The sequence below is a fragment of the Pseudomonas sp. MWU318 genome, assembly GCF_016756945.1.
GTDB classification, from domain to species: domain Bacteria; phylum Pseudomonadota; class Gammaproteobacteria; order Pseudomonadales; family Pseudomonadaceae; genus Aquipseudomonas; species Aquipseudomonas putida_A.
In genome coordinates this window covers 129,299-150,719 of the sequence record NZ_JAESJL010000007.1, presented here as the reverse complement: position 1 = coordinate 150,719, position 21,421 = coordinate 129,299, and the positions used below count along the sequence as shown (strand labels likewise).

Sequence of the window (21,421 nt, the reverse complement as noted above, 5' to 3'; positions counted from 1 at the left end):
GATCGCAGCCTGCGGCAGCTCCTACACGGTTATGTGCAGATTCTGAGGAGCGGCCATGTCTTTTGCGGTGATTCAAATGGTCAGCCAGAGTGATGTGCTGGCCAATCTGGCGCAGGCTCGACGCCTGCTCGAACAGGCTGCGGCTGGCGGCGCGCAGCTGGCGGTGCTGCCGGAAAACTTCGCCGCCATGGGCCGTCGCGACATCGCCGACATCGGCCGTGCCGAAGCGCTCGGCGAAGGGCCGATCCTGCCATGGTTGAAACAGACCGCCCGCGACCTCAAGTTATGGATAGTGGCCGGCACGTTGCCGTTGCCTCCGCTCGGGCAGCCGGACGCCAAGTCCCACGCCTGTTCGCTGCTGGTCAACGATCAGGGCGAAACCGTAGCGCGGTATGACAAATTGCACCTGTTCGATGTCGATGTGGCGGACAATCGCGGGCGGTATCGCGAATCCGATGACTATGCTTATGGCAGTGGCGTGGTGGTAGCGGACACGCCGGTCGGCCGAGTTGGCCTGACCGTGTGTTACGACCTGCGCTTTCCGGAGCTGTACAGTGAGCTGCGCGCCGCCGGTGCCGAGTTGATCACCGCGCCGTCGGCCTTCACCGCAGTGACCGGTGCGGCGCATTGGGACGTGCTGATTCGCGCCCGTGCCATCGAGACGCAGTGTTATGTATTGGCGGCAGCGCAGGGCGGAACCCACCCGGGACCGCGTGAGACCTTCGGTCATGCGGCGATCATCGATCCGTGGGGCCGTGTGCTGGCGCATCAGGATCAAGGCGAGGCGGTATTGTTGGCCGCACGCGACAGTGATGAACAAGCGTCTATCAGGGCGCGAATGCCGGTGACGAGTCATCGGCGGTTTTTCTCGCAGGGCGCCCAGCGGCCTGCTTCAGAACATGAATTTAAGGCGTAAACCTATGAGCGAGTTGTTGTCCTCAGTCAGTGATCACCTGTTGGCGCCCGGCGGCGTGACCATCGAGAGCCTGCAAGGCGTGCTCGGTGACCTGGCGGGCCCGGGCATCGATGCTGCCGATCTGTATTTCCAGGGCCAGATCTCCGAGTCGTGGTCGCTGGAAGACGGGATCGTCAAGGAAGGCAGCTTCAACCTCGACCAGGGTGTTGGCGTGCGTGCCCAGTCCGGCGAGAAAACCGGTTTTGCCTACAGCAACGCGATCACCCTCGAAGCCCTCGGGGCTGCGGCCCGTGCCGCGCGCTCGATTTCCCGCGCCGGGCAGAACGGCACGGTGCAGGCGTTCAGCACCCAGGATGTCGCGCAGTTGTATGCGCCGGACAATCCGCTGGAAGTGCTGAGCCGCGCCGAGAAAGTCGAGTTGCTCAAGCGCATCGACGTCGCTACCCGCGCCCTCGATCCACGGATTCAGCAGGTCAGCGTGAGCATGGCCGGGGTCTGGGAACGGATTCTGGTGGCCTCCACCGACGGTGGCCTGGCTGCAGACGTGCGCCCGCTGGTGCGTTTCAACGTCAGCGTGATCGTCGAGCAGAATGGCCGTCGCGAGCGTGGCGGACATGGCGGCGGCGGGCGTACCGACTACCGTTATTTCCTCGCCGAAGACCGCGCCATGGGCTACGCCCGGGAAGCGCTGCGTCAGGCACTGGTGAATCTGGAAGCGATTCCGGCACCGGCCGGCACCTTGCCTGTCGTTCTCGGTTCGGGCTGGTCCGGTGTGCTGCTGCACGAAGCGGTCGGTCATGGTCTGGAAGGCGATTTCAACCGCAAGGGCAGTTCGGCCTACAGCGGGCGCATGGGCGAAATGGTCGCTTCCAAGCTCTGCACCATTGTCGATGACGGCACGTTGAGCGGCCGTCGCGGTTCGCTGAGCGTCGACGACGAAGGCACACCGACCGAGTGCACCACGCTGATCGAAAACGGCGTGCTCAAGGGTTACATGCAGGACAAGCTCAACGCACGCCTGATGGGCGTGGCCCGTACCGGCAACGGTCGTCGCGAGTCCTACGCGCATCTGCCGATGCCGCGCATGACCAACACCTACATGCTCGGTGGCGAGAGCGATCCGGCGGAAATCATCGCTTCGGTGAAGAAGGGCATCTACTGCGCCAACCTTGGCGGCGGTCAGGTCGACATCACCAGCGGCAAGTTCGTGTTCTCCACCAGCGAGGCGTACCTGATCGAGGACGGCAAGATCACCGCGCCGGTCAAGGGCGCGACGTTGATCGGCAACGGTCCCGAGGCGATGAGCAGGGTGTCGATGGTCGGTAACGATCTGGCGCTGGACAGCGGTGTGGGCACGTGCGGCAAGGACGGGCAGTCGGTGCCGGTAGGTGTCGGTCAGCCGACGCTGAAGATCGATGCGATTACCGTGGGTGGCACGGGCGCATAAACAAAAAAGCTGTAGGAGCTGCCGCAGGCTGCGATCTTTTGATCTGCTTTTGACAATCAAGGTCAAAAGATCGCAGCCTGCGGCAGCTCCTACAAGAGCGAGATATCAACGCAGACCGCGTTGCGTATCGTCCAGCTCACGGATGTACTTGAAGATCTTGCGGCTGGAAGCAGGAGGTTTGTTTTGCGCAACCTCGTGCTGAGCCTGACGGATCAGGGAACGCAATTGCTGGCGATCGGCGTCGGGGTATTCAACGACGAATTTCTCCAGCACGGCATCGTCACCGGCGATCAGGCGGTCACGCCAGCGTTCGAGGTTGTGGAAACGCTCGTTGTACTGACGGGTGGAGGCATCGAGTTGATCGAGCAGGACCAGAATCGCGTCAGTGTCCTGATCGCGCATCAGTTTGCCGATGAACTGCAGGTGCCGTTTACGCGCGATGTTCGCGGTGTGCTTCGGCGCATCAGCCAGGGCCCGGCGCAAGGCGTCGGTCAATGGCAGTTTTGCCTGCAAGTCGGGCTTGAGTGTTGTAAGGCGCTCGCCAAGGTCAACCAGAGCATGCAGCTCGCGTTTGACCTGAGATTTGCTTTTTTCTCCCGTATCGAGGGAGTCGTCGTAAGAATCAACCATGGTGGCAGTCCGCAAAGAAACGCCGCCATGATAACCAGTCGGGGGCCGCTTGTCCGGCCCGGTCGCTCGATGGCCCCAGCCGAAAGCAGAATTTGAGTGGAGATGAGCATGAGTGCAGTTCAAAGCGTCGGCCCGCAAGCATTGCCGGCACTGCAGGAACAGGTCGAGCAGATCATCGCCGAAGCCAAGCGTCAGGGCGCCAGTGCCTGTGAAGTCGCGGTGTCACTGGAGCAGGGTTTGTCGACGTCGGTGCGCCAGCGTGAGGTCGAGACGGTCGAGTTCAACCGCGACCAGGGCTTTGGCATCACCCTGTACGTCGGCCAGCGCAAAGGCTCGGCCAGCACCTCCGCCACCGGGCCGGACGCGATTCGTGAAACCGTTGCCGCTGCACTGGCGATCGCCAAACACACCTCTGAAGACGAAGCTTCGGGCCTCGCTGATGCGGCGCTGATGGCCAGGGATCAGCAGGATTTCGATCTGTTTCACGAGTGGGACATCACCCCTGAGCAGGCCATCGAGAAGGCGCTGATCTGTGAAGCGGCCGCGTTCGACGCCGATGCGCGGATCAAGAACGCCGACGGCACCACCCTCAGCACGCATCAGGGCTGCCGTGTGTATGGCAACAGCCACGGTTTCATCGGCGGTTACGCGTCGACCCGGCACAGCCTGAGCTGCGTGATGATCGCCGAAGCCGATGGCCAGATGCAGCGCGATTACTGGTATGACGTGAACCGTCAGGGCAGTTTGCTGGCGGATCCGGTGAGCATCGGCCAGCGTGCCGCGCAACGGGCGGCGAGCCGTCTGGGCGCGCGTCCGGTGCCGACCTGCGAAGTGCCGGTGCTGTTTTCCGCCGAGCTGGCGGGCGGCTTGTTCGGCAGCTTCCTGTCGGCGGTGTCTGGCGGCAGCCTGTATCGCAAGTCGTCGTTCCTCGAAGGCACGCTGGGGCAGAAGCTGTTTCCGGAATGGCTGACCATCGATGAGCGTCCACACCTGATGCGCGCCATGGGCAGTGCGTCCTACGACGGTGATGGTCTGGCCACCTACGCCAAACCGTTCGTCGAGAAGGGCGAGTTGGTGTCGTACATCCTTGGCACGTACTCCGGGCGCAAACTCGGCATGCCGAGCACCGCCAACGCGGGTGGCGTGCACAACCTGTTCGTCACTCACGGTGATGAAGACCAGGCGGCGCTGTTGAAGCGCATGGGCCGTGGCTTGTTGGTTACCGAGTTGATGGGCCATGGCTTGAACATGGTCACCGGCGATTATTCGCGTGGTGCGGCGGGTTTCTGGGTCGAGAACGGCGAAATCCAGTTCGCGGTGCAGGAAGTGACCATCGCCGGCAACATGCGCGACATGTTCAAACAGATCGTTGCAATCGGTAATGATCTGGAATTGCGCAGCAATATTCGCACGGGTTCGGTATTGATCGAGCGAATGACTGTGGCGGGTAGCTAAGCCCCAGCGGTCAGACAAGAAAGGCGCGCCACCTCATCGGGTGGCGCGCCTTTTTTCTTGGCTCCACACAAAACCTTGTGGGAGCGAGCCTGCTCGCGAAAGCGATAGCAGCCGACCGCAGCGGGTACTGACACGGCGCCTTCGCGAGCAGGCTCGCACCCACAATGGAGTTTGTGTAACCAGGCGCTCTTGTTTTGCTTCTCATTATCATCTAATAATAAATCTCATCTCCGAACGAGTCCCGGATCATGAGTTCTGCCTTGCACGAGCAGCCGTACCTCGAAAGCTGGCGCTGGATGAGTCGCCAGATCCGTTGCGCGATGGATTCTGACGAACCGCGCCTGATCGAACATTACCTGGCCGAAGGCCGTTATCTGGCCTGCTGCACGGCGACTTCCCCGTGGACCATCGCTGAAACCTCCTTCCGTTTGCTGCTCGACACGGCCACCGATATCGCCTTGCCGTGGCACTGGCGCAGCCTGTGTCTCGATCAAGCCTGGCGGCCGTTGCGTGAAATGGAGCGCCTGTCGCTGTGCAACTGCCGGCTCCAGCGCTGGCAGCGCTACACCTGGCAACTGGCGACCTGCGAGTTGCTTCCCTCGATTCCTCTCATTGAATTAGTCCAAGGATTTACCGATGACCAAGACTCGTATTGAGCGCGACAGCATGGGCGAACTGCAGGTGCCGGTGGACGCTCTCTATGGCGCGCAGACCCAACGTGCAGTGGATAACTTCCCGATCAGCGGCAAACCGATGCCGACGCAATTCATTCGTGCGCTGATCCTCGCCAAAGCCGCCGCCGCCCGGGCCAACGTCGAACTCAACCAGCTCAGCGCCGGCCAGGGCAAAGCCATCAGCGATGCCGCGCAAGGCCTGCTCGAAGGCGATTTCATGCAGCATTTCCCGGTGGATATCTTCCAGACCGGCTCCGGCACCAGCTCCAACATGAACGCCAACGAAGTGATCGCGACCCTCGCCAGCCGGCTGCTCGGCGAGCCGGTCAACCCGAACGATCACGTCAACTGCGGCCAGAGTAGCAACGACATCATTCCAACCACCATCCACGTCAGCGCGGCGTTGGCCCTGCATGAGCAGCTGCTGCCGGCGCTGTTGCATCTGGTGCAGGTCATCGAAAACAAAGCCGAACAGGTGCACCACCACGTCAAAACCGGCCGCACGCACTTGATGGACGCGATGCCGGTGCGCATGAGCCAGGTGCTCAATGGCTGGGCGCAGCAGCTCAAGGCCAACATCGGTCATCTGCAGGACTTGCTGCCGAGCCTGCAATCGCTGGCGCAGGGCGGCACGGCGGTCGGCACCGGGATCAATGCGCATCCGGAATTCTCCGCGCGTTTCAGCCGCCAATTGAGCCAACTGACGAATGTGCAATTCACTCCGGGCAAGGATCTGTTCGCCCTGATCGGCTCGCAGGACACCGCCGTCGCCGTCTCCGGTCAGCTCAAGGCCACCGCCGTGTCGCTGATGAAAATCGCCAACGACCTGCGCTGGATGAACTCCGGTCCGCTCGCCGGCCTTGGCGAGATCGAACTGGAAGCCCTGCAACCGGGCTCCTCGATTATGCCGGGTAAGGTCAACCCGGTGATTCCGGAAGCCACCGCGATGGTCGCCGCGCAGGTGATCGGTAACGACTCGGTGATCACCATCGCCGGCCAGTCGGGCAACTTCGAACTGAACGTGATGCTGCCGATCATCGCCCAGAACCTGCTGAGCAGCATCGAACTGCTGGCCAATGCCAGCCGCCTGCTCGGCGACAAGGCGATTGCCAGTTTCAAGGTCAACGAGTCGCGGCTCAAGGAAGCGCTGTCGCGTAATCCGATCCTGGTCACCGCGCTGAACCCGATCATCGGCTATCAGAAAGCCGCTGAAATCGCCAAGCAGGCCTACAGACAAGGGCGCCCGGTGATCGACGTCGCGCTGGAACACACCGACCTGTCGCGCAGCCAACTGGAAGAGTTGCTCAACCCCGAGAAACTCACCGCCGGCGGCGTGTAAACCCCGCAACCGCTTTGGAGGCTCACCATGGAGCACTGGAAACGCACGATCGAACGGGCCAATCGCTGCTTCATGCTGGGCGAGCTGATTGATGCCCGCGAGGCTTATCTGCAAGCCCTGGCCCTGGCGCAAGTACTGTTCGAACGCTGGGCGGACGCCGACGAAGCGGTGGCGGCGTGCGTCATCTCCCATCACAACCTGGCGGACTTGCACCTGCGCCTGAATCAGCCGGAGGAGAGTGCCGAGTACCTTTGCGCGATTCATCAGCGGCTGTTGCAGACCATGCAGGACGAGCGCCTGCGCTCGGCGCTGCGTGAAGCGGCGTTGCGCCAGAGCAGCAAGACCTACGTCGAACTGCTGAATTTCATCAGCGAGCACGGCGAATACCCGCGCACCCAGCGTCTGCTGCACCCGGACACCGGCAATGCACGCCGTGCGTCAGCCTCACATCACCATGGAGTCCATTGAAATGGCTTTTACCTTGCCTGCCTTGCCTTACGCCTACGACGCCCTGGAACCGCACATCGATGCGCAAACTATGGAGATTCACTACACCAAGCACCACCAGACCTACATCAATAACCTCAATGCCGCCGTCGAAGGCACCGAGTACGCCGAATGGCCGGTAGAAAAACTGGTCGCCAGCGTTCAGCAGTTGCCGGAAAAACTCCGTGCGGCGGTGATCAACCAGGGCGGCGGGCATGCCAACCATTCGTTGTTCTGGGAAGTCATGGTGCCCAACGGCGGTGGCAAGCCGGATGGCGTGCTGGCCAAGGCAATCGATGAGCAATTGGGCGGTCTCGACAGTTTCAAGGAAGCCTTCACCAAAGCTGCGCTGACCCGTTTCGGCAGCGGCTGGGCCTGGCTCAGCGTCACTCCCGAGAAGAAGCTGATCGTGGAAAGCAGCGGCAATCAGGACAGCCCGTTGATGAACGGCAATACGCCGATTCTCGGTCTGGACGTCTGGGAGCACGCCTACTACTTGCGTTACCAGAACCGCCGCCCGGAATACATCAACGCGTTCTACAACGTGATCAATTGGCCTGAAGTTGCCGCGCGTTATCAGGCTGCGCTGGTTTAAGTCATCCATAAAAACAATCCAAGGCTGACTATGGGCACTGAAACACTGGCGATTGGCGGTGGGCGCATGTTTCGTTACGCGGTCGGGTCGCTGTTACTGCTGGCGGGCATGAGCCTGCTGGCGGTGCACGGGCTGGAGTGGCTGGATCTGCAGCCGCGATTGTCCCGCGCATTGCAGGGCGGCGCGATCTGCGCCCTCGGCACGGCGCTCGGCGCGGTGCCGGTGCTGGTGATCCGGCGCATGCCGCAGAGGCTCAGCGATACGCTGCTGGGGTTCGGCGCCGGGGTGATGCTGGCGGCGACCGCGTTTTCGCTGATCGTGCCGGGCATCGCTGCTGCCGAAAGTCTGGGCCTGACACCGTGGGCCGCCAGCGGGTTGATCTGCTTCGGCATCATGCTTGGTGCATTCGGTTTGTATCTGGTGGATCTGAAACTGTCCGGCGCCTCACCGGAAATGCTCGTCGGTACCCCCGAGCACCCGGTGATTCCGCCGCGCATCTGGCTGTTCGTCTTCGCCATCATTGCTCACAACATCCCGGAAGGCATGGCGGTGGGGGTGTCCGCTGGCGGCGGCATGCCAGATGCCGACAGTCTGGCGATGGGCATCGCCTTGCAGGATGTGCCAGAGGGGTTGGTGATTGCGCTGGTGCTGGCGGGGGCGGGAATGTCGCGGGTCAAGGCATTCTTGATCGGTGCGGCGTCAGGACTGGTCGAACCGGTGTTTGCACTGCTCTGTGCCTGGCTGGTCAGTCTGGCGGAGCTTTTATTGCCGTTGGGGCTGGCGCTGGCGGCGGGGGCGATGTTGCTGGTGGTGACGCACGAGGTGATTCCCGAGTCGCGACGCAATGGTCATGACAAGCTCGCCAGTCTTGGCTTGCTGATCGGCTTCTGTCTGATGATGGTGATGGATACCGCGTTGGGCTGAATATCAAAAGATCGCAGCCTGCGGCAGCTCCTACATTGGAATGCGTTCACTGTAGGAGCTGCCGCAGGCTGCGATCTTTTGATCTTTTAAGGATCAACCACCCTCATCGAAGTAGTTGTTGATCAACGCCACCAGCGCATCCAGCGCTTCCTGTTCCTGATGGCCTTCGGTGCTCAGATAGATCTTCGTGCCCTTGCCGGCGGCGAGCATCATCATCGCCATGATGCTTTTGCCATCCACTGTGGTTTCTGGCGTGCGACCCACTCTGATCGTGCAATCCGGGAACTGGCCCGCCACCCCGACGAACTTGGCCGACGCTCGGGCATGCAGGCCCAGTTTATTGATGATTTCGATTTCCAGAGCAGGCATCGCGGTGTGAATCCTTTAGGTGAGGTCGCGGTGGCGAACCTGGACGTTCTTCAGGGTTTTCTGCAGGGCCTGACCCAGGCGTTCGGTCAGGTAAACGGAGCGGTGATGCCCGCCGGTGCAGCCAATGGCAATGGTGACATAGGCGCGATTGCTCGCCGCAAAGCGCGGCAACCATTTATTCAAGTAGCCGTAGATGTCCTGGAACATCTCCTCGACCTCCGGCTGCGTCGCCAGATACTCGGCAACCGGTGCGTCGAGTCCGGATTGCGCGCGCAATTCAGGCTTCCAGTACGGATTGGGCAGGCAGCGCACGTCGAACACCAGATCCGCGTCCACTGGCATGCCGCGCTTGAAACCGAACGATTCGACCAGAAACGCCGTCCCCGGCTCCGGCTGGTTCAGCAGGCGCAGCTTGATGGTGTCACGCAACTGGTACAGATTCAGATTGGTGGTGTTGACCTTGAGGTCGGCCAGATCGGCGATCGGGCCGAGCAGGGCGGTCTCGTCGTTGATTGCCTCGGCCAGCGAGCGATCGGCAGTGCTCAACGGATGGCGCCGGCGGGTTTCCGAGAAGCGCTTGAGCAGGGTTTCTTCGTCGGCATCCAGATACAACACATCGCACTGGATGTGCCGGGCACGGACTTCTTCAAGCAGTTCGGGGAAACGCGACAGGTGGCTCGGCAGATTGCGTGCATCGATCGACACAGCCACCAACGGCTGAGCCAGCTCGGTATGAATCAGGGCGCGTTCGGCGAGTTCCGGCAGCAGACCGGCCGGCAGGTTGTCGATGCAGTAGTAGCCGTTGTCCTCAAGAACATTCAGCGCAGTACTTTTACCCGAGCCGGAGCGGCCACTGACGATGATCAAACGCATGATTAGTGACCGTTCTGCTCGCTCAGGACGACCTGATACAAGGCTTCATTGCTCGGTGCGCTGCGCAGTTTTTCGCGCACTTCCTTGCGATCGAGCATGCTGGCGATCTGGCGCAGTAATTCCAGGTGAGCATCGGTGGCGGCTTCCGGGACCAGCAGGACGAACAGCAGGTCAACCGGCGCGCCGTCGATTGCGTCGAAATCGATGGGCGCCTCAAGATGCATCAAGGCGCTGATAGGCGCTTCACAGCCTTTGAGGCGGCAGTGGGGGATGGCGATGCCGTTGCCGAAACCGGTGGAACCGAGTTTCTCACGGGCGACCAGCGCTTCGAAGACATCTTGCATCTCCAGACCCGACACTTCGCGGGCGATCAGGTTGGCAATCTGTTCGAGGGCTTTCTTTTTACTGCCGCCCGGCACGTTCACCAAGGAACGGCCGGGGGTCAGGATACTTTCAAGTCGGATCATGGGTTGGGAGTGTTAACGACCTGTCGCGCCCTGAAGGAGGCTCTGGGTCTTTTCCTTATGCTTTTTGAGTTGGCGATCCAGCTTGTCGGTCAGTGAGTCGATCGCAGCGTACATGTCAGTATCTTCTGCGTTAGCGACCACTTCGCTGCCGGGTATATGCAAGGTGGCTTCGATTTTCTGCTTGAGCTTTTCGACGCACATCGTGACTTGCACGTTGGTGATCTTGTCGAAATGGCGCTCCAATCGTTCGAGTTTCTCGTTGATGTAGGTGCGCAGAGGTTCGGTCACTTCCAGTTGGTGTCCACTGATGTTGACTTGCATACAGCTTCTCCTTCGTTGCCAGTGCATAAAGCGGCAGGCCGAAAAGCCTGCCACTGGAACGCTGTAACGTGGCTTACATCAACCGCTTGCGTTCGCTCGAAGGCGCGATCCCGAGGGATTCGCGGTACTTGGCGACGGTGCGGCGAGCCACCTGAATGCCTTGTGCCTCCAGTAAACCAGCGATCTTGCTGTCACTCAACGGCTTTTTCTGATTTTCCGCCGCAACCAGTTTTTTGATGATCGCGCGGATCGCCGTCGACGAGCATTCACCGCCTTCGGAGGTGCTGACGTGGCTGGAGAAAAAGTATTTCAGTTCATAAATACCGCGCGGGGTATGCATGAATTTCTGCGTGGTGACCCGGGAAATCGTCGATTCGTGCATGCCGACTGCCTCGGCGATATCGTGCAGGACCAACGGCTTCATGGCTTCGTCGCCATATTCCAGGAAGCCGCGTTGATGCTCGACGATCTGGGTGGCCACTTTCATCAGGGTTTCGTTGCGGCTTTGCAGGCTCTTGATGAACCAGCGTGCCTCTTGCAACTGGTTGCGCATGAAGGTGTTGTCGGCGCTGGTGTCGGCGCGACGGACGAAGCCGGCGTACTGCGCGTTGACCCGCAGGCGGGGCACTGACTCCTGATTGAGCTCGACCAGCCAGCGCTCGTTGTCCTTGCGCACAATGACATCGGGCACCACGTACTCGGCTTCGGTCGATTCGATCTGTGAGCCCGGGCGCGGATTGAGGCTTTGCACAAGTTCGATGACCTGGCGCAACTCGTCTTCCTTGAGCTTCATGCGCCGCATCAACTGGCTGTAGTCGCGACTGCCGAGCAGGTCGATGTAATCGCTGACCAGACGTTTGGCTTCGTTGAGCCACGGGGTCTTGGCCGGGAGCTGACGTAGTTGCAGCAACAGGCATTCGCCGAGGTTGCGTGCGCCGATGCCGGCTGGCTCGAATTGCTGGATGCGGTGCAGAACGGCTTCGATCTCGTCCAGCTCGATGTCGAGCTCCGGATCAAAGGCGTCGAGAATTTCTTCGAGGGTTTCGTCGAGGTAGCCCTGATTGTTGATGCAGTCGATCAGGGTCACGGCGATCAGGCGGTCGGTGTCGGACATCGGCGCCAGATTCAATTGCCACAGCAAATGGCTTTGCAGGCTTTCCCCGGCAGAGGTGCGGGTGGTGAAATCCCACTCGTCGTCATCGCTGCTGGGCAGGCTGCTGGCGCTGGTCTGGTAGACGTCTTCCCAGGCAGTGTCGACCGGCAGCTCGTTGGGAATACGCTCGTTCCATTCGCCTTCCTCCAGGTTGTCCACCGTCGGGGCGGTTTCCTGATAGGAGGGTTCCTGAATGTCGGTGTTGGGTTTTTGTTCGACGTTGTCGGCCAAAGGATCGGAGTTGTCGAAGTCGTCGCCTTCTTCCTGGCGTTCGAGCATCGGATTGGATTCCAGGGCCTCCTGGATTTCCTGTTGCAGGTCCAGGGTCGACAATTGGAGCAGGCGGATGGCCTGTTGCAGCTGCGGTGTCATCGTCAGCTGCTGGCCCATTCTCAAGACTAGCGATGGTTTCATGGCAGGGGCTTAACACCTTATTCGCCGGCGCGCATGCGCCATCCACTACAGGGCGCCGGAGCGCCAAACTTAAGCAAATTATATGCCTGAAACTGTCGTGTTTGCCTAGAGCGCTGTAACAATAAAAGCGTATAAAACTTTGTTGACGCAGCGCGTCGAAGCGCGGTGAACATCTTTGAGGCGTCGTGTCTGCCCAGAGCGCTGTAACAATAAAAGCGTATAAAAAATCAGCTTCAACGTTACAGCACCCGAACGGCTGGCCGAATGCGATCGCGCTTTAGAGGCGGAACTCGTGGCCCAGGTACACTTCCTTCACCAGATCATTGGCAAGGATGGTCGCCGCATCGCCTTCAGCGATCAGTTGACCATCGTTGACGATGTAGGCGGTCTCGCAGATATCCAGGGTCTCACGCACGTTGTGGTCGGTGATCAGTACACCGATGCCCTTGGCCTTGAGGTGGTGGATGATCTGCTTGATGTCGCCGACCGAGATCGGGTCGACACCGGCGAACGGTTCGTCGAGCAGGATGAATTTCGGTGCGGTCGCCAGGGCACGGGCGATTTCCACCCGGCGGCGTTCACCACCGGACAGGCTCATGCCGAGGTTGTCGCGGATGTGGCTGATGTGGAATTCCTGCAGCAGGCTTTCCAGTTCCTTGCGACGACCGGCCTTGTCGAGTTCCGTGCGGGTTTCGAGGATGGCCATGATGTTATCGGCCACCGACAGTTTGCGGAAGATCGACGCTTCTTGCGGCAGATAGCCGATACCAGCCTTGGCACGGCCGTGCATCGGCTGATGGCTGACGTCCAGATCATCGATCAGCACGCGACCCTGATCGGCCTGCACCAGACCGACGATCATGTAGAAGCAGGTGGTCTTGCCGGCGCCGTTCGGGCCGAGCAGGCCAACGATCTGGCCGCTGTCGATCGACAGGCTGACGTCGCGCACAACCTGGCGGCTTTTATAGGCCTTGGCCAGGTGTTGAGCTTTCAGAGTTGCCATTACTGGGTTTTCTCGTCGGTTTTCTTCTTCGGCTGGATCACCATATCGATGCGCGGACGCGTCTCGGTGACTTTGTTGCCGGTAGCGCGACCGGCGCTGGCCAGTTTTCTCACCGTGTCATAGACGATTTTTTCGCCCTGGGTGGTGTTGTTGTCCTTGTCGACAACCTTGGCCTTGTCGATCAGCACGACGCGGTTTTGCGCGGCGTGGTACTGGATCGTCACGCCCCAACCCTGTACAGGCTTGGTGTCGCCCTGGGTTTGCAGTTGCTCGAAGTAGGCAAGGTTGCCCACCGAGGTCACCACGTCGATATCGCCGGTCGGAGTACGGGTGATGGTCACCGTATTGCCCTTAACGATCATCGAGCCCTGGGTGATGATCACGTCACCTTTATAGGTGGCGATGCCGTTCTTGTCGTCCAGCTGGGCGTCGTCGGCCTGAATGCGGATAGGTTGCTGCTGATCGTTCGGCAGAGCCCAGGCGCTCACGCTTCCCAGTGCTGCGCCCAGACTGAGCAAAATAGGGAGGGTTTTAACGAGCCTCATACTGTCCTCTTACGTTCGATTGCAGGTGTATCCTGCTGTCCTTCAAATACGCCTTCATTCCCACGCCAGTCGATACACCGCCAGCGCCGTCGATTCTAACGGGTTGCTCGGTCTGCGCATATTGCTGCTGAGGGAACACCGTCATGCGTGTGCTGGTGATCAGGGTGTCGCGTTTCTTTTCATCGGTGCGCTTGATGCGTACCGAGTCGATCAATTCTACCTGCGTTCCGTCCGGATTCACTTCGCCGCGTTCGCTGGTCACGTGCCACGGAAACTCGGTGCCGCGATACATGTTGAGATCGGGTTTGGTCACCAGAGTCACATCCGTCGCTTTCAGGTGTTCGGCCTTGTCCGACGTCATTTCGTACTGCACTTTGCCGTCCGGCAGGTATTGCAGGGTATGCGTATTGGTGGCGTACCAGTCGATGGCAGTGTCTTCGACCTTGGCCACAGGCTTGTCGAGGAAACGTTCCGGACTGATGTTCCAGTAGCCGACCGCCGCAAACATCGCAGCGATGCAGCCGAACAGCAGGAAGTTGCGAAATTTTTTGCTAAACATGATTTGGCTCACAGGTACGCGGCGTTGGCCGCATCAAGGCGGCCCTGGGCGCGCAGGATCAATTCGCAGAATTCACGGGCGGCACCTTCGCCACCGCGGGCCCGAGTGACGCCATGGGCGTGTTCGCGCACGAAGTCGGCAGCATTGGCAACGGCCATGCCCAGGCCTACGCGGCGGATCACCGGCAGGTCAGGCAGGTCGTCACCCAGGTAGGCGACCTGTTCATAGCTTAGGCCCAGTTGCGCCAGTAGACCGTCCAGAACCACCAATTTGTCTTCGCGGCCCTGAAACAGGTGCGGGATGCCGAGGTTCTTCGCCCGGCGTTCAACCACCGGCGTCTTGCGGCCACTGATGATGGCGGTCTCGACACCGGCATTCATCAGCATCTTGATGCCCTGGCCATCGAGGGTGTTGAAGGTCTTGAATTCGCTGCCGTCTTCGAGGAAGTACAGGCGCCCGTCGGTGAGGACGCCGTCGACGTCGAACACCGCCAGTTTGATCGCTTTGCCGCGTTGCAGCAGATCGGTGGTCATTACATCACTCCTGCACGCAGCAGATCGGAGAGGTTGAAGGCGCCGATCGGGCGATCTTCTTCGTCCACGACCACCAGTGCGTTGATTCGGTGGTCTTCCATGATTTTCAGGGCTTCGGCGGCGAGCATCTCCGGCCGTGCGGTCTTGCCGTGTGCGGTCATGACCTGGTCGATGGTGGCGCTGCGGATGTCGATGCTGCGATCCAGGGTGCGGCGCAAATCGCCGTCGGTGAAGATCCCGGCCAGCTTGCCATCGGCCTCAACGATCGCGGTCATGCCCAGACCCTTGCGGGTCATTTCCATAAGCGCGTCCTTGAGCAGGGTGCCGCGCTGCACTTGCGGCAGCTCTTGCCCGGCATGCATGACGTTTTCCACTTTCAGCAACAGACGTCGACCCAGAGCGCCGCCCGGGTGCGAAAAAGCAAAATCTTCGGCGGTGAAACCACGCGCTTCCAGCAGCGCCACGGCCAGGGCATCGCCCATGACCAGCGCTGCGGTGGTCGAGGAAGTCGGCGCCAGGTTCAGCGGGCAGGCTTCGTGCTCGACGTGAACATTGAGATTGACTTCGGCGGCCTTGGCCAAAGGCGACTGCGGATTGCCGGTCAGGCTGATCAACTGGATACCCAGGCGCTTGATCAGGGGCAGCAAGGTGACGATTTCGTTGGTCGAGCCGGAGTTGGAGAGGGCGAGAATCACGTCGTCACGGGTGATCATGCCCATGTCGCCATGACTGGCTTCGGCGGGGTGGACGAAAAATGCCGGGGTGCCGGTGCTGGCCAGGGTCGCGGCAATCTTGTTGCCGACGTGCCCGGATTTGCCCATGCCGACCACGACCACACGGCCTTTGCTGGCCAGAATCATCTCGCAAGCGCGTACGAAATCGGCGTCGATATGGGGCAACAAGCCTTGTACGGCTTCCACTTCGAGGCGGATGGTGCGTTGTGCCGATTGAATCAGGTCGCTGGATTGGCTCATGTCAGAAATCGTATAGCCCGATGAAAAGGCGGCGATTATAGCGGTTATGTTGAAAAGCCTCACGCAAGTTCGTCGTGCTTTGTCATTCCTCGTAACCAAAACCCTGAAAAAGCGCGGCCGCGCCTGTCATATCGCTGAACACAGGGGGGCATGGGCCTTGGGCGCTTGGCCTTTGCAGTGATATAGTTCGCCGCCAGTTCGGCCTGCCCGGGAGGTATGTGCTTTCTGCGGAAAGCCAGGCGTCCGAGTGAGAGGCTGCATCGCAAGGAGTTTAGATGAGTGCCGATAACGCCTACGCGGTCGAGCTGAAGGGAGTCTCCTTCAAGCGCGGTGCGCGCAGCATTTTCAATAACGTCGATATTCGCATCCCGCGTGGCAAGGTTACCGGCATCATGGGACCTTCCGGGTGCGGCAAGACCACTTTGTTGCGCTTGATGGGTGCACAGTTGCGTCCTTCCAGCGGCGAAGTCTGGGTCAACGGTCAGAACCTGCCGACGCTGTCGCGCAGTGATCTGTTCGATGCGCGCAAGCACATGGGCGTGCTGTTTCAAAGCGGCGCGCTGTTCACCGATCTCGATGTCTTCGAGAACGTCGCTTTCCCCCTGCGCGTTCATACGCAATTGCCGGATGAAATGATCCGCGACATCGTCCTGCTCAAATTGCAGGCGGTCGGTCTGCGCGGTGCGATCGAGCTGATGCCCGACGAGCTGTCCGGGGGCATGAAGCGTCGGGTGGCGCTGGCCCGGGCGATTGCGCTCGATCCGCAGATTCTCATGTATGACGAGCCTTTCGTCGGTCAGGATCCGATCGCCATGGGCGTGCTGGTACGCCTGATCCGTCTGCTCAACGATGCGCTGGGAATCACCAGTATCGTGGTCTCCCACGACCTGGCCGAAACCGCGAGCATCGCTGACTACATCTATGTAGTGGGTGATGGTCAGGTGCTGGGGCAGGGCACGCCGGACGAGTTGATGAATTCGGATGAGCCGCGTATTCGCCAGTTCATGACCGGCAACCCCGATGGCCCGGTGCCGTATCATTTTCCAGCGACGGATTACCGCGCAGATCTTCTGGGGAAGCGCTGATGCGCAGAATTTCACTAATAGAACGCGTACGCCGTTTCGGCGAGGCGGCGATCGACGCTGTCGCGGTGTTTGGCCGCGCGACCCTGTTCCTGTTTCACGCCCTGCTCGGTCGTGGTGGCATCAGCGGCGGATTTGGCCTGCTGGTCAAGCAGCTGCATTCGGTCGGCGTGATGTCGCTGGTGATCATCGTCGTGTCGGGGATTTTCATCGGCATGGTGCTGGCGCTGCAGGGCTTCAGTATTCTGTCGAGCTACGGTTCGGAGCAGGCCGTGGGGCAGATGGTCGCCCTGACGTTGCTGCGTGAACTGGGGCCGGTGGTGACGGCGTTGCTGTTTGCCGGGCGTGCCGGTTCGGCGCTGACCGCAGAAATTGGCAACATGAAGTCCACCGAACAGCTTTCCAGCCTGGAAATGATCGGTGTCGATCCGCTCAAATACATTATTGCCCCGCGTCTGTGGGCCGGTTTCATTTCCCTGCCGGTGCTGGCGATGATTTTCAGCGTGGTGGGAATCTGGGGCGGTTCGTGGGTGGCTGTCGACTGGCTTGGCGTGTATGAAGGCTCCTACTGGGCAAACATGCAGAACAGCGTGAACTTCACCAGCGATGTGCTCAACGGCGTCATCAAAAGTGTCGTTTTCGCCTTCGTCGTGACCTGGATCGCCGTATTCCAAGGCTATGACTGTGAGCCCACTTCCGAGGGCATCAGTCGCGCCACCACCAAGACCGTGGTATTCGCCTCGCTGGCGGTACTGGGCCTGGACTTTATTCTGACCGCTTTGATGTTTGGAGATTTCTGATGCAAAACCGCACCCTGGAAATCGGTGTCGGCCTGTTCCTGCTGGCAGGGATCCTGGCTTTGTTGCTGCTTGCTCTGCGGGTCAGTGGCCTGTCTCCGACTTCGACCACCGACACCTATAAACTGTATGCCTACTTCGACAATATCGCCGGTTTGACGGTCAGAGCCAAAGTGACCATGGCCGGTGTGACCATCGGCAAGGTCACGGCCATCGATCTGGATCGCGACAGCTTCACCGGTCGGGTAACCCTGCAAGTGGATAAAAAGGTCGACAACCTGCCGACCGACTCCACAGCGTCTATCCTGACCGCTGGCCTGTTGGGCGAGAAGTACATCGGTATCAGCGTGGGCGGCGAAGACACCCGTCTGAAGGATGGTGGAACCATCCACGACACCCAGTCGTCTCTGGTACTGGAAGACCTGATCGGTAAATTCCTGCTCAATACCGTTAGCAAAGACGCCAAATGAGGAGCTTTTGAATGATCTCTACCTTGCGACGTGGCCTGTTGGTGTTGCTCGCGGCACTGCCGATGCTGGCTAACGCTGCGCCCGGACAGTCGGCGCACGACCTGATTCAGGACACCACGAACCGGATGCTGGCCGACTTGTCGGCCAATAAAGAGAAGTACAAGAAGGATCCGCAGGACTTCTACACGGCGCTGAACACCATCGTCGGACCTGTGGTGGATGCCGAAGGCATTTCCAAGAGCATCATGACGGTCAAGTATTCGCGCAAGGCCACGCCGGCGCAGATGCAGACCTTCCAGGAAAACTTCAAGCGCGGCCTGTTCCAGTTCTATGGCAATGCCTTGCTCGAATACAACAACCAGGGCATCACGGTTGATCCGGCCAAGGATGAGTCCGGCGATCGCACCAGCGTCGGCATGACCGTCAAGGGCAACAACGGCGCGATCTACCCTGTGCAGTACACGCTGGAGAAGATCAATGGCGAGTGGAAACTGCGCAATGTGATCATCAACGGCATCAACATCGGCAAGCTGTTCCGTGACCAGTTCGCCGACGCGATGCAGCGCAATGGCAACGATCTGGACAAGACCATCAATGGTTGGGCCGGCGAAGTCGCCAAAGCCAAGGAAGAAACCGACAAAGCTGCTGCGAAGCCAGCGCAATGAGTGAGGCGGCAGTTCGTATGAGTGACGTCGACGAGCTATTGCTCAGCGGAGTGCTGGATTACCGCACAGGTCCCGACCTGCGCAAGGAAGGCCAGGCGCTGATCAAGTCCAGCAAGGCGGCATCGCTGGTCATCGATTGCTCGGCAGTGAAGAAGTCCAGCAGCGTCGGCTTGTCCTTGCTGCTGTGCTTCATGCGCGATGCCCAGGCGGCCGGCAAGGCCGTCAGCATCCGCGCGATGCCGGAAGATATGCGCGAAATCGCTCAGGTCAGTGAACTGACCGAGTTGCTGGCGCACCCCTGAACCCGCATCGATAAAGAAGCCCCCCGTCAGAGTCCTGCCAATGCGGGGTTCGCAGGCGCGGGGCTTTTTTGTATGATGTCCGACCCGTGCGCACAGGGCGCCGATTGAGGTTGAGCATGCAGGCCGTAGAAGTGAAGAGCTTCCTTGAAGGAAAGCTGCCCGGAACGTTGGTAGAAGTTGAGGGCGAAGGCTGCAATTTCCAGCTGAACGTGATTAGCGATGAACTGGCGGCGTTGAGCCCGGTGAAGCGTCAGCAGCAGGTCTATGCCCATTTGAACCCATGGATCACCGATGGCAGCATCCATGCGGTCACTATGAAATTTTTCAGCAGCGCGGCCTGGGCCGAGCGCACCTGAGCCCAAGGGCGTCGAGATTCTTATGGATAAATTGATTATTACCGGTGGCGTTCGTCTTGATGGCGAAATCCGCATCTCCGGGGCGAAGAACTCCGCCCTGCCGATTCTGGCTGCCACCCTGCTGTGCGATGGCCCGGTGACCGTTGGCAACCTGCCGCACCTGCACGACATCACCACCATGATCGAGCTGTTCGGTCGCATGGGCATCGAGCCGGTGATCGACGAGAAACTCAGCGTCGAAATCGACCCGCGCACCATCAAGACCCTGATCGCGCCGTACGAACTGGTGAAAACCATGCGTGCCTCGATCCTGGTACTGGGCCCGATGGTTGCCCGTTTCGGTGAAGCCGAAGTCGCCCTGCCTGGCGGTTGCGCCATCGGTTCGCGTCCGGTTGACCTGCACATTCGTGGCCTCGAAGCCATGGGCGCGGTGATCGACGTCGAAGGCGGTTACATCAAGGCCAAGGCGCCTGAAGGCGGCCTGCGCGGCGCAAGCTTCTTCTTCGATACCGTCAGTGTGACCGGTACCGAAAACATCATGATGGCAGCTGCCCTGGCCAAGGGCCGCAGCGTGCTGCAGAACGCTGCTCGTGAGCCTGAAGTGGTTGACCTGGCTAACTTCCTCAACGCCATGGGCGCCAAGGTTTCCGGCGCCGGTACCGACACCATCACCATCGATGGCGTCGAGCGTCTGGGTTCGTGCTTCTACAAAGTCATGCCTGACCGTATCGAAACCGGCACCTACCTGGTGGCCGCAGCGGTCACCGGTGGCCGTGTGAAGGTCAAGGACACCGATCCGACCATCCTCGAAGCCGTTCTGGAAAAGCTCCGTGAAGCCGGCGCTGAAGTCACCAGCGGTGACGACTGGATCGAGCTGAACATGCACGGCAAGCGCCCGAAAGCGGTCAACGTGCGTACCGCGCCGTACCCGGCGTTCCCGACCGACATGCAGGCGCAGTTCATCTCGCTCAACGCCATTGCCGAAGGCACCGGTGCAGTGATCGAGACGATCTTCGAAAACCGTTTCATGCACGTGTACGAACTGCACCGCATGGGCGCCAAGATCCAGGTCGAAGGCAACACCGCGATCGTCACCGGTACTGAAGTCCTGAAGGGCGCGCCAGTGATGGCCACCGACCTGCGTGCTTCGGCCAGCCTGGTGATCTCGGCACTGGTTGCCGAAGGCGACACCCTGATCGATCGCATCTACCACATCGACCGTGGTTACGAGTGCATCGAAGAAAAACTGCAGATGCTGGGCGCCAAGATCCGTCGCGTTCCGGGCTGATTGCTGCATGCGGACACAGGGACGTGTCCACTGAATTTGTTTCGAGTCGAGCCGGTATCCGGCTCGATGTGTGTCCGGCGCCGATTGCGACCGGACATGAGTACCTTGATAAGGACTGACGTTTCCCATGTTGACCATCGCACTGTCCAAGGGCCGCATCCTTGACGACACCCTGCCGCTTCTCGCTGAAGCCGGCATTGTGCCGACCGAGAATCCGGACAAGAGCCGCAAGCTGATCATCCCCACCACTCAGGATGACGTACGTCTGTTGATCGTGCGTGCCACCGACGTGCCGACCTATGTCGAGCATGGCGCGGCCGACCTCGGCGTCGCCGGTAAAGACGTGCTGATGGAATACACCGGTCAGGGCCTTTACGAGCCGCTGGATCTGCAGATTGCCCAGTGCAAGCTGATGACCGCCGGCAAGATCGGCGCGGCCGAGCCCAAGGGCCGTCTGCGCGTGGCGACCAAGTTCGTCAACGTCGCCAAGCGTTACTACGCCGAGCAGGGCCGTCAGGTCGACATCATCAAGCTCTACGGTTCGATGGAGCTGGCGCCACTGATCGGTCTGGCCGACAAGATCATCGACGTGGTCGACACCGGCAACACCCTGCGCGCCAACGGCCTGGAACCCCAGGAACTGATCGCCACGATCAGCTCGCGCCTGGTGGTCAACAAGGCTTCGATGAAGATGCAACACGCCCGAATCCAGGCGTTGATCGATACCCTGCGCAACGCAGTGGAATCGCGACACCGCGGCTGATTCACCTGCGCGACCTTGAGT

General features: G+C 60.3%; 27 protein-coding genes. 16 read left to right on the top strand and 11 right to left on the bottom strand.

The annotated features are described in order from the left end of the window. Positions 1 to 55: 55 nt before the first annotated feature. Together JN524_RS17810 and tldD are read left to right on the top strand one after the other, a co-directional pair. A complete protein-coding gene (locus JN524_RS17810) occupies positions 56 to 916 on the top strand; it encodes a carbon-nitrogen hydrolase family protein (RefSeq protein ID WP_202370179.1) in 861 nt (286 codons plus the stop codon). A gap of 4 nt (positions 917 to 920) precedes the next feature. Next, positions 921 to 2,363, top strand: a complete 1,443-nt coding sequence (tldD, locus tag JN524_RS17805) for a metalloprotease TldD (RefSeq protein ID WP_007961588.1) — start codon at positions 921 to 923, stop codon at positions 2,361 to 2,363. 105 nt (positions 2,364 to 2,468) lie between these two features. Here tldD and yjgA read toward each other — a convergent pair whose 3' ends face one another. Further along, on the bottom strand, positions 2,469 to 2,993 hold the full coding sequence (yjgA, locus tag JN524_RS17800; protein WP_003221672.1) for a ribosome biogenesis factor YjgA: 525 nt from the start codon (positions 2,991 to 2,993) through the stop codon (positions 2,469 to 2,471). A 108-nt stretch (positions 2,994 to 3,101) separates the two neighbouring features. On the opposite strand from yjgA, the gene pmbA reads away from it, so the two are divergent. The 6 genes from pmbA to JN524_RS17770 all read left to right on the top strand — a co-directional run bounded on the left by pmbA (position 3,102) and on the right by JN524_RS17770 (position 8,466). Further along, entirely contained in the window at positions 3,102 to 4,448 is a 1,347-nt protein-coding gene (gene pmbA / locus JN524_RS17795) for a metalloprotease PmbA (protein WP_442964281.1), read from the top strand. Between the two features lie 248 nt (positions 4,449 to 4,696). Next, positions 4,697 to 5,104, top strand: a complete 408-nt coding sequence (locus JN524_RS17790) for a FagA protein (protein WP_202370177.1) — start codon at positions 4,697 to 4,699, stop codon at positions 5,102 to 5,104. Next, positions 5,085 to 6,461, top strand: coding sequence for a class II fumarate hydratase (locus JN524_RS17785; RefSeq protein ID WP_202370176.1), 1,377 nt, complete (start codon positions 5,085 to 5,087; stop codon positions 6,459 to 6,461). Before JN524_RS17790 ends, JN524_RS17785 begins: the two co-directional genes overlap by 20 nt. 27 nt (positions 6,462 to 6,488) lie before the next feature. Then, complete coding sequence (locus tag JN524_RS17780; protein ID WP_202370175.1) at positions 6,489 to 6,929, top strand: hypothetical protein; 441 nt, start codon at positions 6,489 to 6,491, stop codon at positions 6,927 to 6,929. Position 6,930: 1 nt separating this feature from the next. Beyond that, the gene (locus tag JN524_RS17775; RefSeq protein ID WP_202370174.1) at positions 6,931 to 7,542 is read left to right on the top strand and encodes a superoxide dismutase; all 612 of its coding nucleotides are present in this window, start codon (positions 6,931 to 6,933) and stop codon (positions 7,540 to 7,542) included. Positions 7,543 to 7,572: 30 nt separating this feature from the next. After that, positions 7,573 to 8,466, top strand: coding sequence for a ZIP family metal transporter (locus JN524_RS17770; RefSeq protein ID WP_202370173.1), 894 nt, complete (start codon positions 7,573 to 7,575; stop codon positions 8,464 to 8,466). A 93-nt stretch (positions 8,467 to 8,559) separates the two neighbouring features. On the opposite strand, the gene JN524_RS17765 is transcribed toward JN524_RS17770, so the two are convergent. From JN524_RS17765 to JN524_RS17720, 10 genes are all read right to left on the bottom strand, one after another. Beyond that, positions 8,560 to 8,835, bottom strand: a complete 276-nt coding sequence (locus JN524_RS17765) for an HPr family phosphocarrier protein (protein ID WP_003221684.1) — start codon at positions 8,833 to 8,835, stop codon at positions 8,560 to 8,562. A 15-nt stretch (positions 8,836 to 8,850) separates the two neighbouring features. Beyond that, complete coding sequence (gene rapZ / locus JN524_RS17760) at positions 8,851 to 9,708, bottom strand: RNase adapter RapZ (RefSeq protein WP_202370172.1); 858 nt, start codon at positions 9,706 to 9,708, stop codon at positions 8,851 to 8,853. A gap of 2 nt (positions 9,709 to 9,710) precedes the next feature. Further along, on the bottom strand, positions 9,711 to 10,175 hold the full coding sequence (gene ptsN / locus JN524_RS17755) for a PTS IIA-like nitrogen regulatory protein PtsN (RefSeq protein ID WP_202370171.1): 465 nt from the start codon (positions 10,173 to 10,175) through the stop codon (positions 9,711 to 9,713). A 12-nt stretch (positions 10,176 to 10,187) separates the two neighbouring features. Then, a complete protein-coding gene (hpf, locus tag JN524_RS17750; RefSeq protein WP_025109458.1) occupies positions 10,188 to 10,496 on the bottom strand; it encodes a ribosome hibernation-promoting factor, HPF/YfiA family in 309 nt (102 codons plus the stop codon). Positions 10,497 to 10,569: 73 nt separating this feature from the next. Continuing rightward, complete coding sequence (locus JN524_RS17745) at positions 10,570 to 12,063, bottom strand: RNA polymerase factor sigma-54 (protein WP_202370170.1); 1,494 nt, start codon at positions 12,061 to 12,063, stop codon at positions 10,570 to 10,572. Positions 12,064 to 12,340: 277 nt separating this feature from the next. Next, a complete protein-coding gene (lptB, locus tag JN524_RS17740; protein ID WP_007967211.1) occupies positions 12,341 to 13,066 on the bottom strand; it encodes an LPS export ABC transporter ATP-binding protein in 726 nt (241 codons plus the stop codon). Then, a complete protein-coding gene (gene lptA / locus JN524_RS17735) occupies positions 13,066 to 13,611 on the bottom strand; it encodes a lipopolysaccharide transport periplasmic protein LptA (RefSeq protein ID WP_025109456.1) in 546 nt (181 codons plus the stop codon). Before lptA ends, lptB begins: the two co-directional genes overlap by 1 nt. Beyond that, positions 13,598 to 14,170, bottom strand: coding sequence for an LPS export ABC transporter periplasmic protein LptC (lptC, locus tag JN524_RS17730; RefSeq protein ID WP_202370169.1), 573 nt, complete (start codon positions 14,168 to 14,170; stop codon positions 13,598 to 13,600). Before lptC ends, lptA begins: the two co-directional genes overlap by 14 nt. 8 nt (positions 14,171 to 14,178) lie before the next feature. After that, a complete protein-coding gene (locus JN524_RS17725; protein WP_007967216.1) occupies positions 14,179 to 14,703 on the bottom strand; it encodes a KdsC family phosphatase in 525 nt (174 codons plus the stop codon). Further along, on the bottom strand, positions 14,703 to 15,677 hold the full coding sequence (locus tag JN524_RS17720) for a KpsF/GutQ family sugar-phosphate isomerase (RefSeq protein WP_027610849.1): 975 nt from the start codon (positions 15,675 to 15,677) through the stop codon (positions 14,703 to 14,705). The genes JN524_RS17725 and JN524_RS17720 overlap by 1 nt, the downstream gene beginning before the upstream one ends. A gap of 275 nt (positions 15,678 to 15,952) precedes the next feature. Between JN524_RS17720 and JN524_RS17715 the strand changes: the two genes are divergently transcribed. From JN524_RS17715 to hisG, 8 genes are all read left to right on the top strand, one after another. Further along, entirely contained in the window at positions 15,953 to 16,762 is an 810-nt protein-coding gene (locus tag JN524_RS17715; protein WP_003221703.1) for an ATP-binding cassette domain-containing protein, read from the top strand. Beyond that, on the top strand, positions 16,762 to 17,559 hold the full coding sequence (gene mlaE, locus JN524_RS17710; protein WP_027610851.1) for a lipid asymmetry maintenance ABC transporter permease subunit MlaE: 798 nt from the start codon (positions 16,762 to 16,764) through the stop codon (positions 17,557 to 17,559). Before JN524_RS17715 ends, mlaE begins: the two co-directional genes overlap by 1 nt. Further along, a complete protein-coding gene (mlaD, locus tag JN524_RS17705) occupies positions 17,559 to 18,026 on the top strand; it encodes an outer membrane lipid asymmetry maintenance protein MlaD (protein WP_007967220.1) in 468 nt (155 codons plus the stop codon). The genes mlaE and mlaD overlap by 1 nt, the downstream gene beginning before the upstream one ends. Before the next feature lie 11 nt (positions 18,027 to 18,037). Beyond that, complete coding sequence (locus JN524_RS17700; RefSeq protein ID WP_202370168.1) at positions 18,038 to 18,691, top strand: MlaC/ttg2D family ABC transporter substrate-binding protein; 654 nt, start codon at positions 18,038 to 18,040, stop codon at positions 18,689 to 18,691. After that, entirely contained in the window at positions 18,688 to 18,993 is a 306-nt protein-coding gene (locus JN524_RS17695) for an STAS domain-containing protein (RefSeq protein ID WP_202370167.1), read from the top strand. Before JN524_RS17700 ends, JN524_RS17695 begins: the two co-directional genes overlap by 4 nt. 116 nt (positions 18,994 to 19,109) lie before the next feature. Then, positions 19,110 to 19,349, top strand: coding sequence for a BolA family protein (locus tag JN524_RS17690; protein ID WP_008085051.1), 240 nt, complete (start codon positions 19,110 to 19,112; stop codon positions 19,347 to 19,349). Between the two features lie 22 nt (positions 19,350 to 19,371). Then, on the top strand, positions 19,372 to 20,637 hold the full coding sequence (murA, locus tag JN524_RS17685; protein WP_047291321.1) for a UDP-N-acetylglucosamine 1-carboxyvinyltransferase: 1,266 nt from the start codon (positions 19,372 to 19,374) through the stop codon (positions 20,635 to 20,637). 127 nt (positions 20,638 to 20,764) lie between these two features. After that, the gene (hisG, locus tag JN524_RS17680) at positions 20,765 to 21,400 is read left to right on the top strand and encodes an ATP phosphoribosyltransferase (RefSeq protein WP_007967226.1); all 636 of its coding nucleotides are present in this window, start codon (positions 20,765 to 20,767) and stop codon (positions 21,398 to 21,400) included. The last annotated feature ends 21 nt before the right edge of the window (positions 21,401 to 21,421 follow it).

Bases quoted from the DNA above. Each gene is read 5' to 3' on its own strand.
- JN524_RS17720 (WP_027610849.1), bottom strand. From the start codon at position 15,677: ATGAGCCAATCCAGCGACCTGATTCAATCGGCACAACGCACCATCCGC.
- JN524_RS17780 (WP_202370175.1), top strand. From the start codon at position 6,489: ATGGAGCACTGGAAACGCACGATCGAACGGGCCAATCGCTGCTTCATG.
- JN524_RS17695 (WP_202370167.1), top strand. From the start codon at position 18,688: ATGAGTGAGGCGGCAGTTCGTATGAGTGACGTCGACGAGCTATTGCTC.
- mlaE (WP_027610851.1), top strand. From the start codon at position 16,762: ATGCGCAGAATTTCACTAATAGAACGCGTACGCCGTTTCGGCGAGGCG.
- JN524_RS17775 (WP_202370174.1), top strand. From the start codon at position 6,931: ATGGCTTTTACCTTGCCTGCCTTGCCTTACGCCTACGACGCCCTGGAA.
- JN524_RS17785 (WP_202370176.1), top strand. From the start codon at position 5,085: ATGACCAAGACTCGTATTGAGCGCGACAGCATGGGCGAACTGCAGGTG.
- JN524_RS17690 (WP_008085051.1), top strand. From the start codon at position 19,110: ATGCAGGCCGTAGAAGTGAAGAGCTTCCTTGAAGGAAAGCTGCCCGGA.
- JN524_RS17715 (WP_003221703.1), top strand. From the start codon at position 15,953: ATGAGTGCCGATAACGCCTACGCGGTCGAGCTGAAGGGAGTCTCCTTC.
- JN524_RS17810 (WP_202370179.1), top strand. From the start codon at position 56: ATGTCTTTTGCGGTGATTCAAATGGTCAGCCAGAGTGATGTGCTGGCC.
- murA (WP_047291321.1), top strand. From the start codon at position 19,372: ATGGATAAATTGATTATTACCGGTGGCGTTCGTCTTGATGGCGAAATC.
- hisG (WP_007967226.1), top strand. From the start codon at position 20,765: ATGTTGACCATCGCACTGTCCAAGGGCCGCATCCTTGACGACACCCTG.
- mlaD (WP_007967220.1), top strand. From the start codon at position 17,559: ATGCAAAACCGCACCCTGGAAATCGGTGTCGGCCTGTTCCTGCTGGCA.
- JN524_RS17745 (WP_202370170.1), bottom strand. From the start codon at position 12,063: ATGAAACCATCGCTAGTCTTGAGAATGGGCCAGCAGCTGACGATGACA.
- JN524_RS17770 (WP_202370173.1), top strand. From the start codon at position 7,573: ATGGGCACTGAAACACTGGCGATTGGCGGTGGGCGCATGTTTCGTTAC.
- tldD (WP_007961588.1), top strand. From the start codon at position 921: ATGAGCGAGTTGTTGTCCTCAGTCAGTGATCACCTGTTGGCGCCCGGC.
- lptA (WP_025109456.1), bottom strand. From the start codon at position 13,611: ATGAGGCTCGTTAAAACCCTCCCTATTTTGCTCAGTCTGGGCGCAGCA.
- JN524_RS17790 (WP_202370177.1), top strand. From the start codon at position 4,697: ATGAGTTCTGCCTTGCACGAGCAGCCGTACCTCGAAAGCTGGCGCTGG.
- ptsN (WP_202370171.1), bottom strand. From the start codon at position 10,175: ATGATCCGACTTGAAAGTATCCTGACCCCCGGCCGTTCCTTGGTGAAC.
- JN524_RS17700 (WP_202370168.1), top strand. From the start codon at position 18,038: ATGATCTCTACCTTGCGACGTGGCCTGTTGGTGTTGCTCGCGGCACTG.
- hpf (WP_025109458.1), bottom strand. From the start codon at position 10,496: ATGCAAGTCAACATCAGTGGACACCAACTGGAAGTGACCGAACCTCTG.
- JN524_RS17725 (WP_007967216.1), bottom strand. From the start codon at position 14,703: ATGACCACCGATCTGCTGCAACGCGGCAAAGCGATCAAACTGGCGGTG.
- pmbA (WP_442964281.1), top strand. From the start codon at position 3,102: ATGAGTGCAGTTCAAAGCGTCGGCCCGCAAGCATTGCCGGCACTGCAG.
- lptB (WP_007967211.1), bottom strand. From the start codon at position 13,066: ATGGCAACTCTGAAAGCTCAACACCTGGCCAAGGCCTATAAAAGCCGC.
- JN524_RS17765 (WP_003221684.1), bottom strand. From the start codon at position 8,835: ATGCCTGCTCTGGAAATCGAAATCATCAATAAACTGGGCCTGCATGCC.
- rapZ (WP_202370172.1), bottom strand. From the start codon at position 9,708: ATGCGTTTGATCATCGTCAGTGGCCGCTCCGGCTCGGGTAAAAGTACT.
- yjgA (WP_003221672.1), bottom strand. From the start codon at position 2,993: ATGGTTGATTCTTACGACGACTCCCTCGATACGGGAGAAAAAAGCAAA.
- lptC (WP_202370169.1), bottom strand. From the start codon at position 14,170: ATGTTTAGCAAAAAATTTCGCAACTTCCTGCTGTTCGGCTGCATCGCT.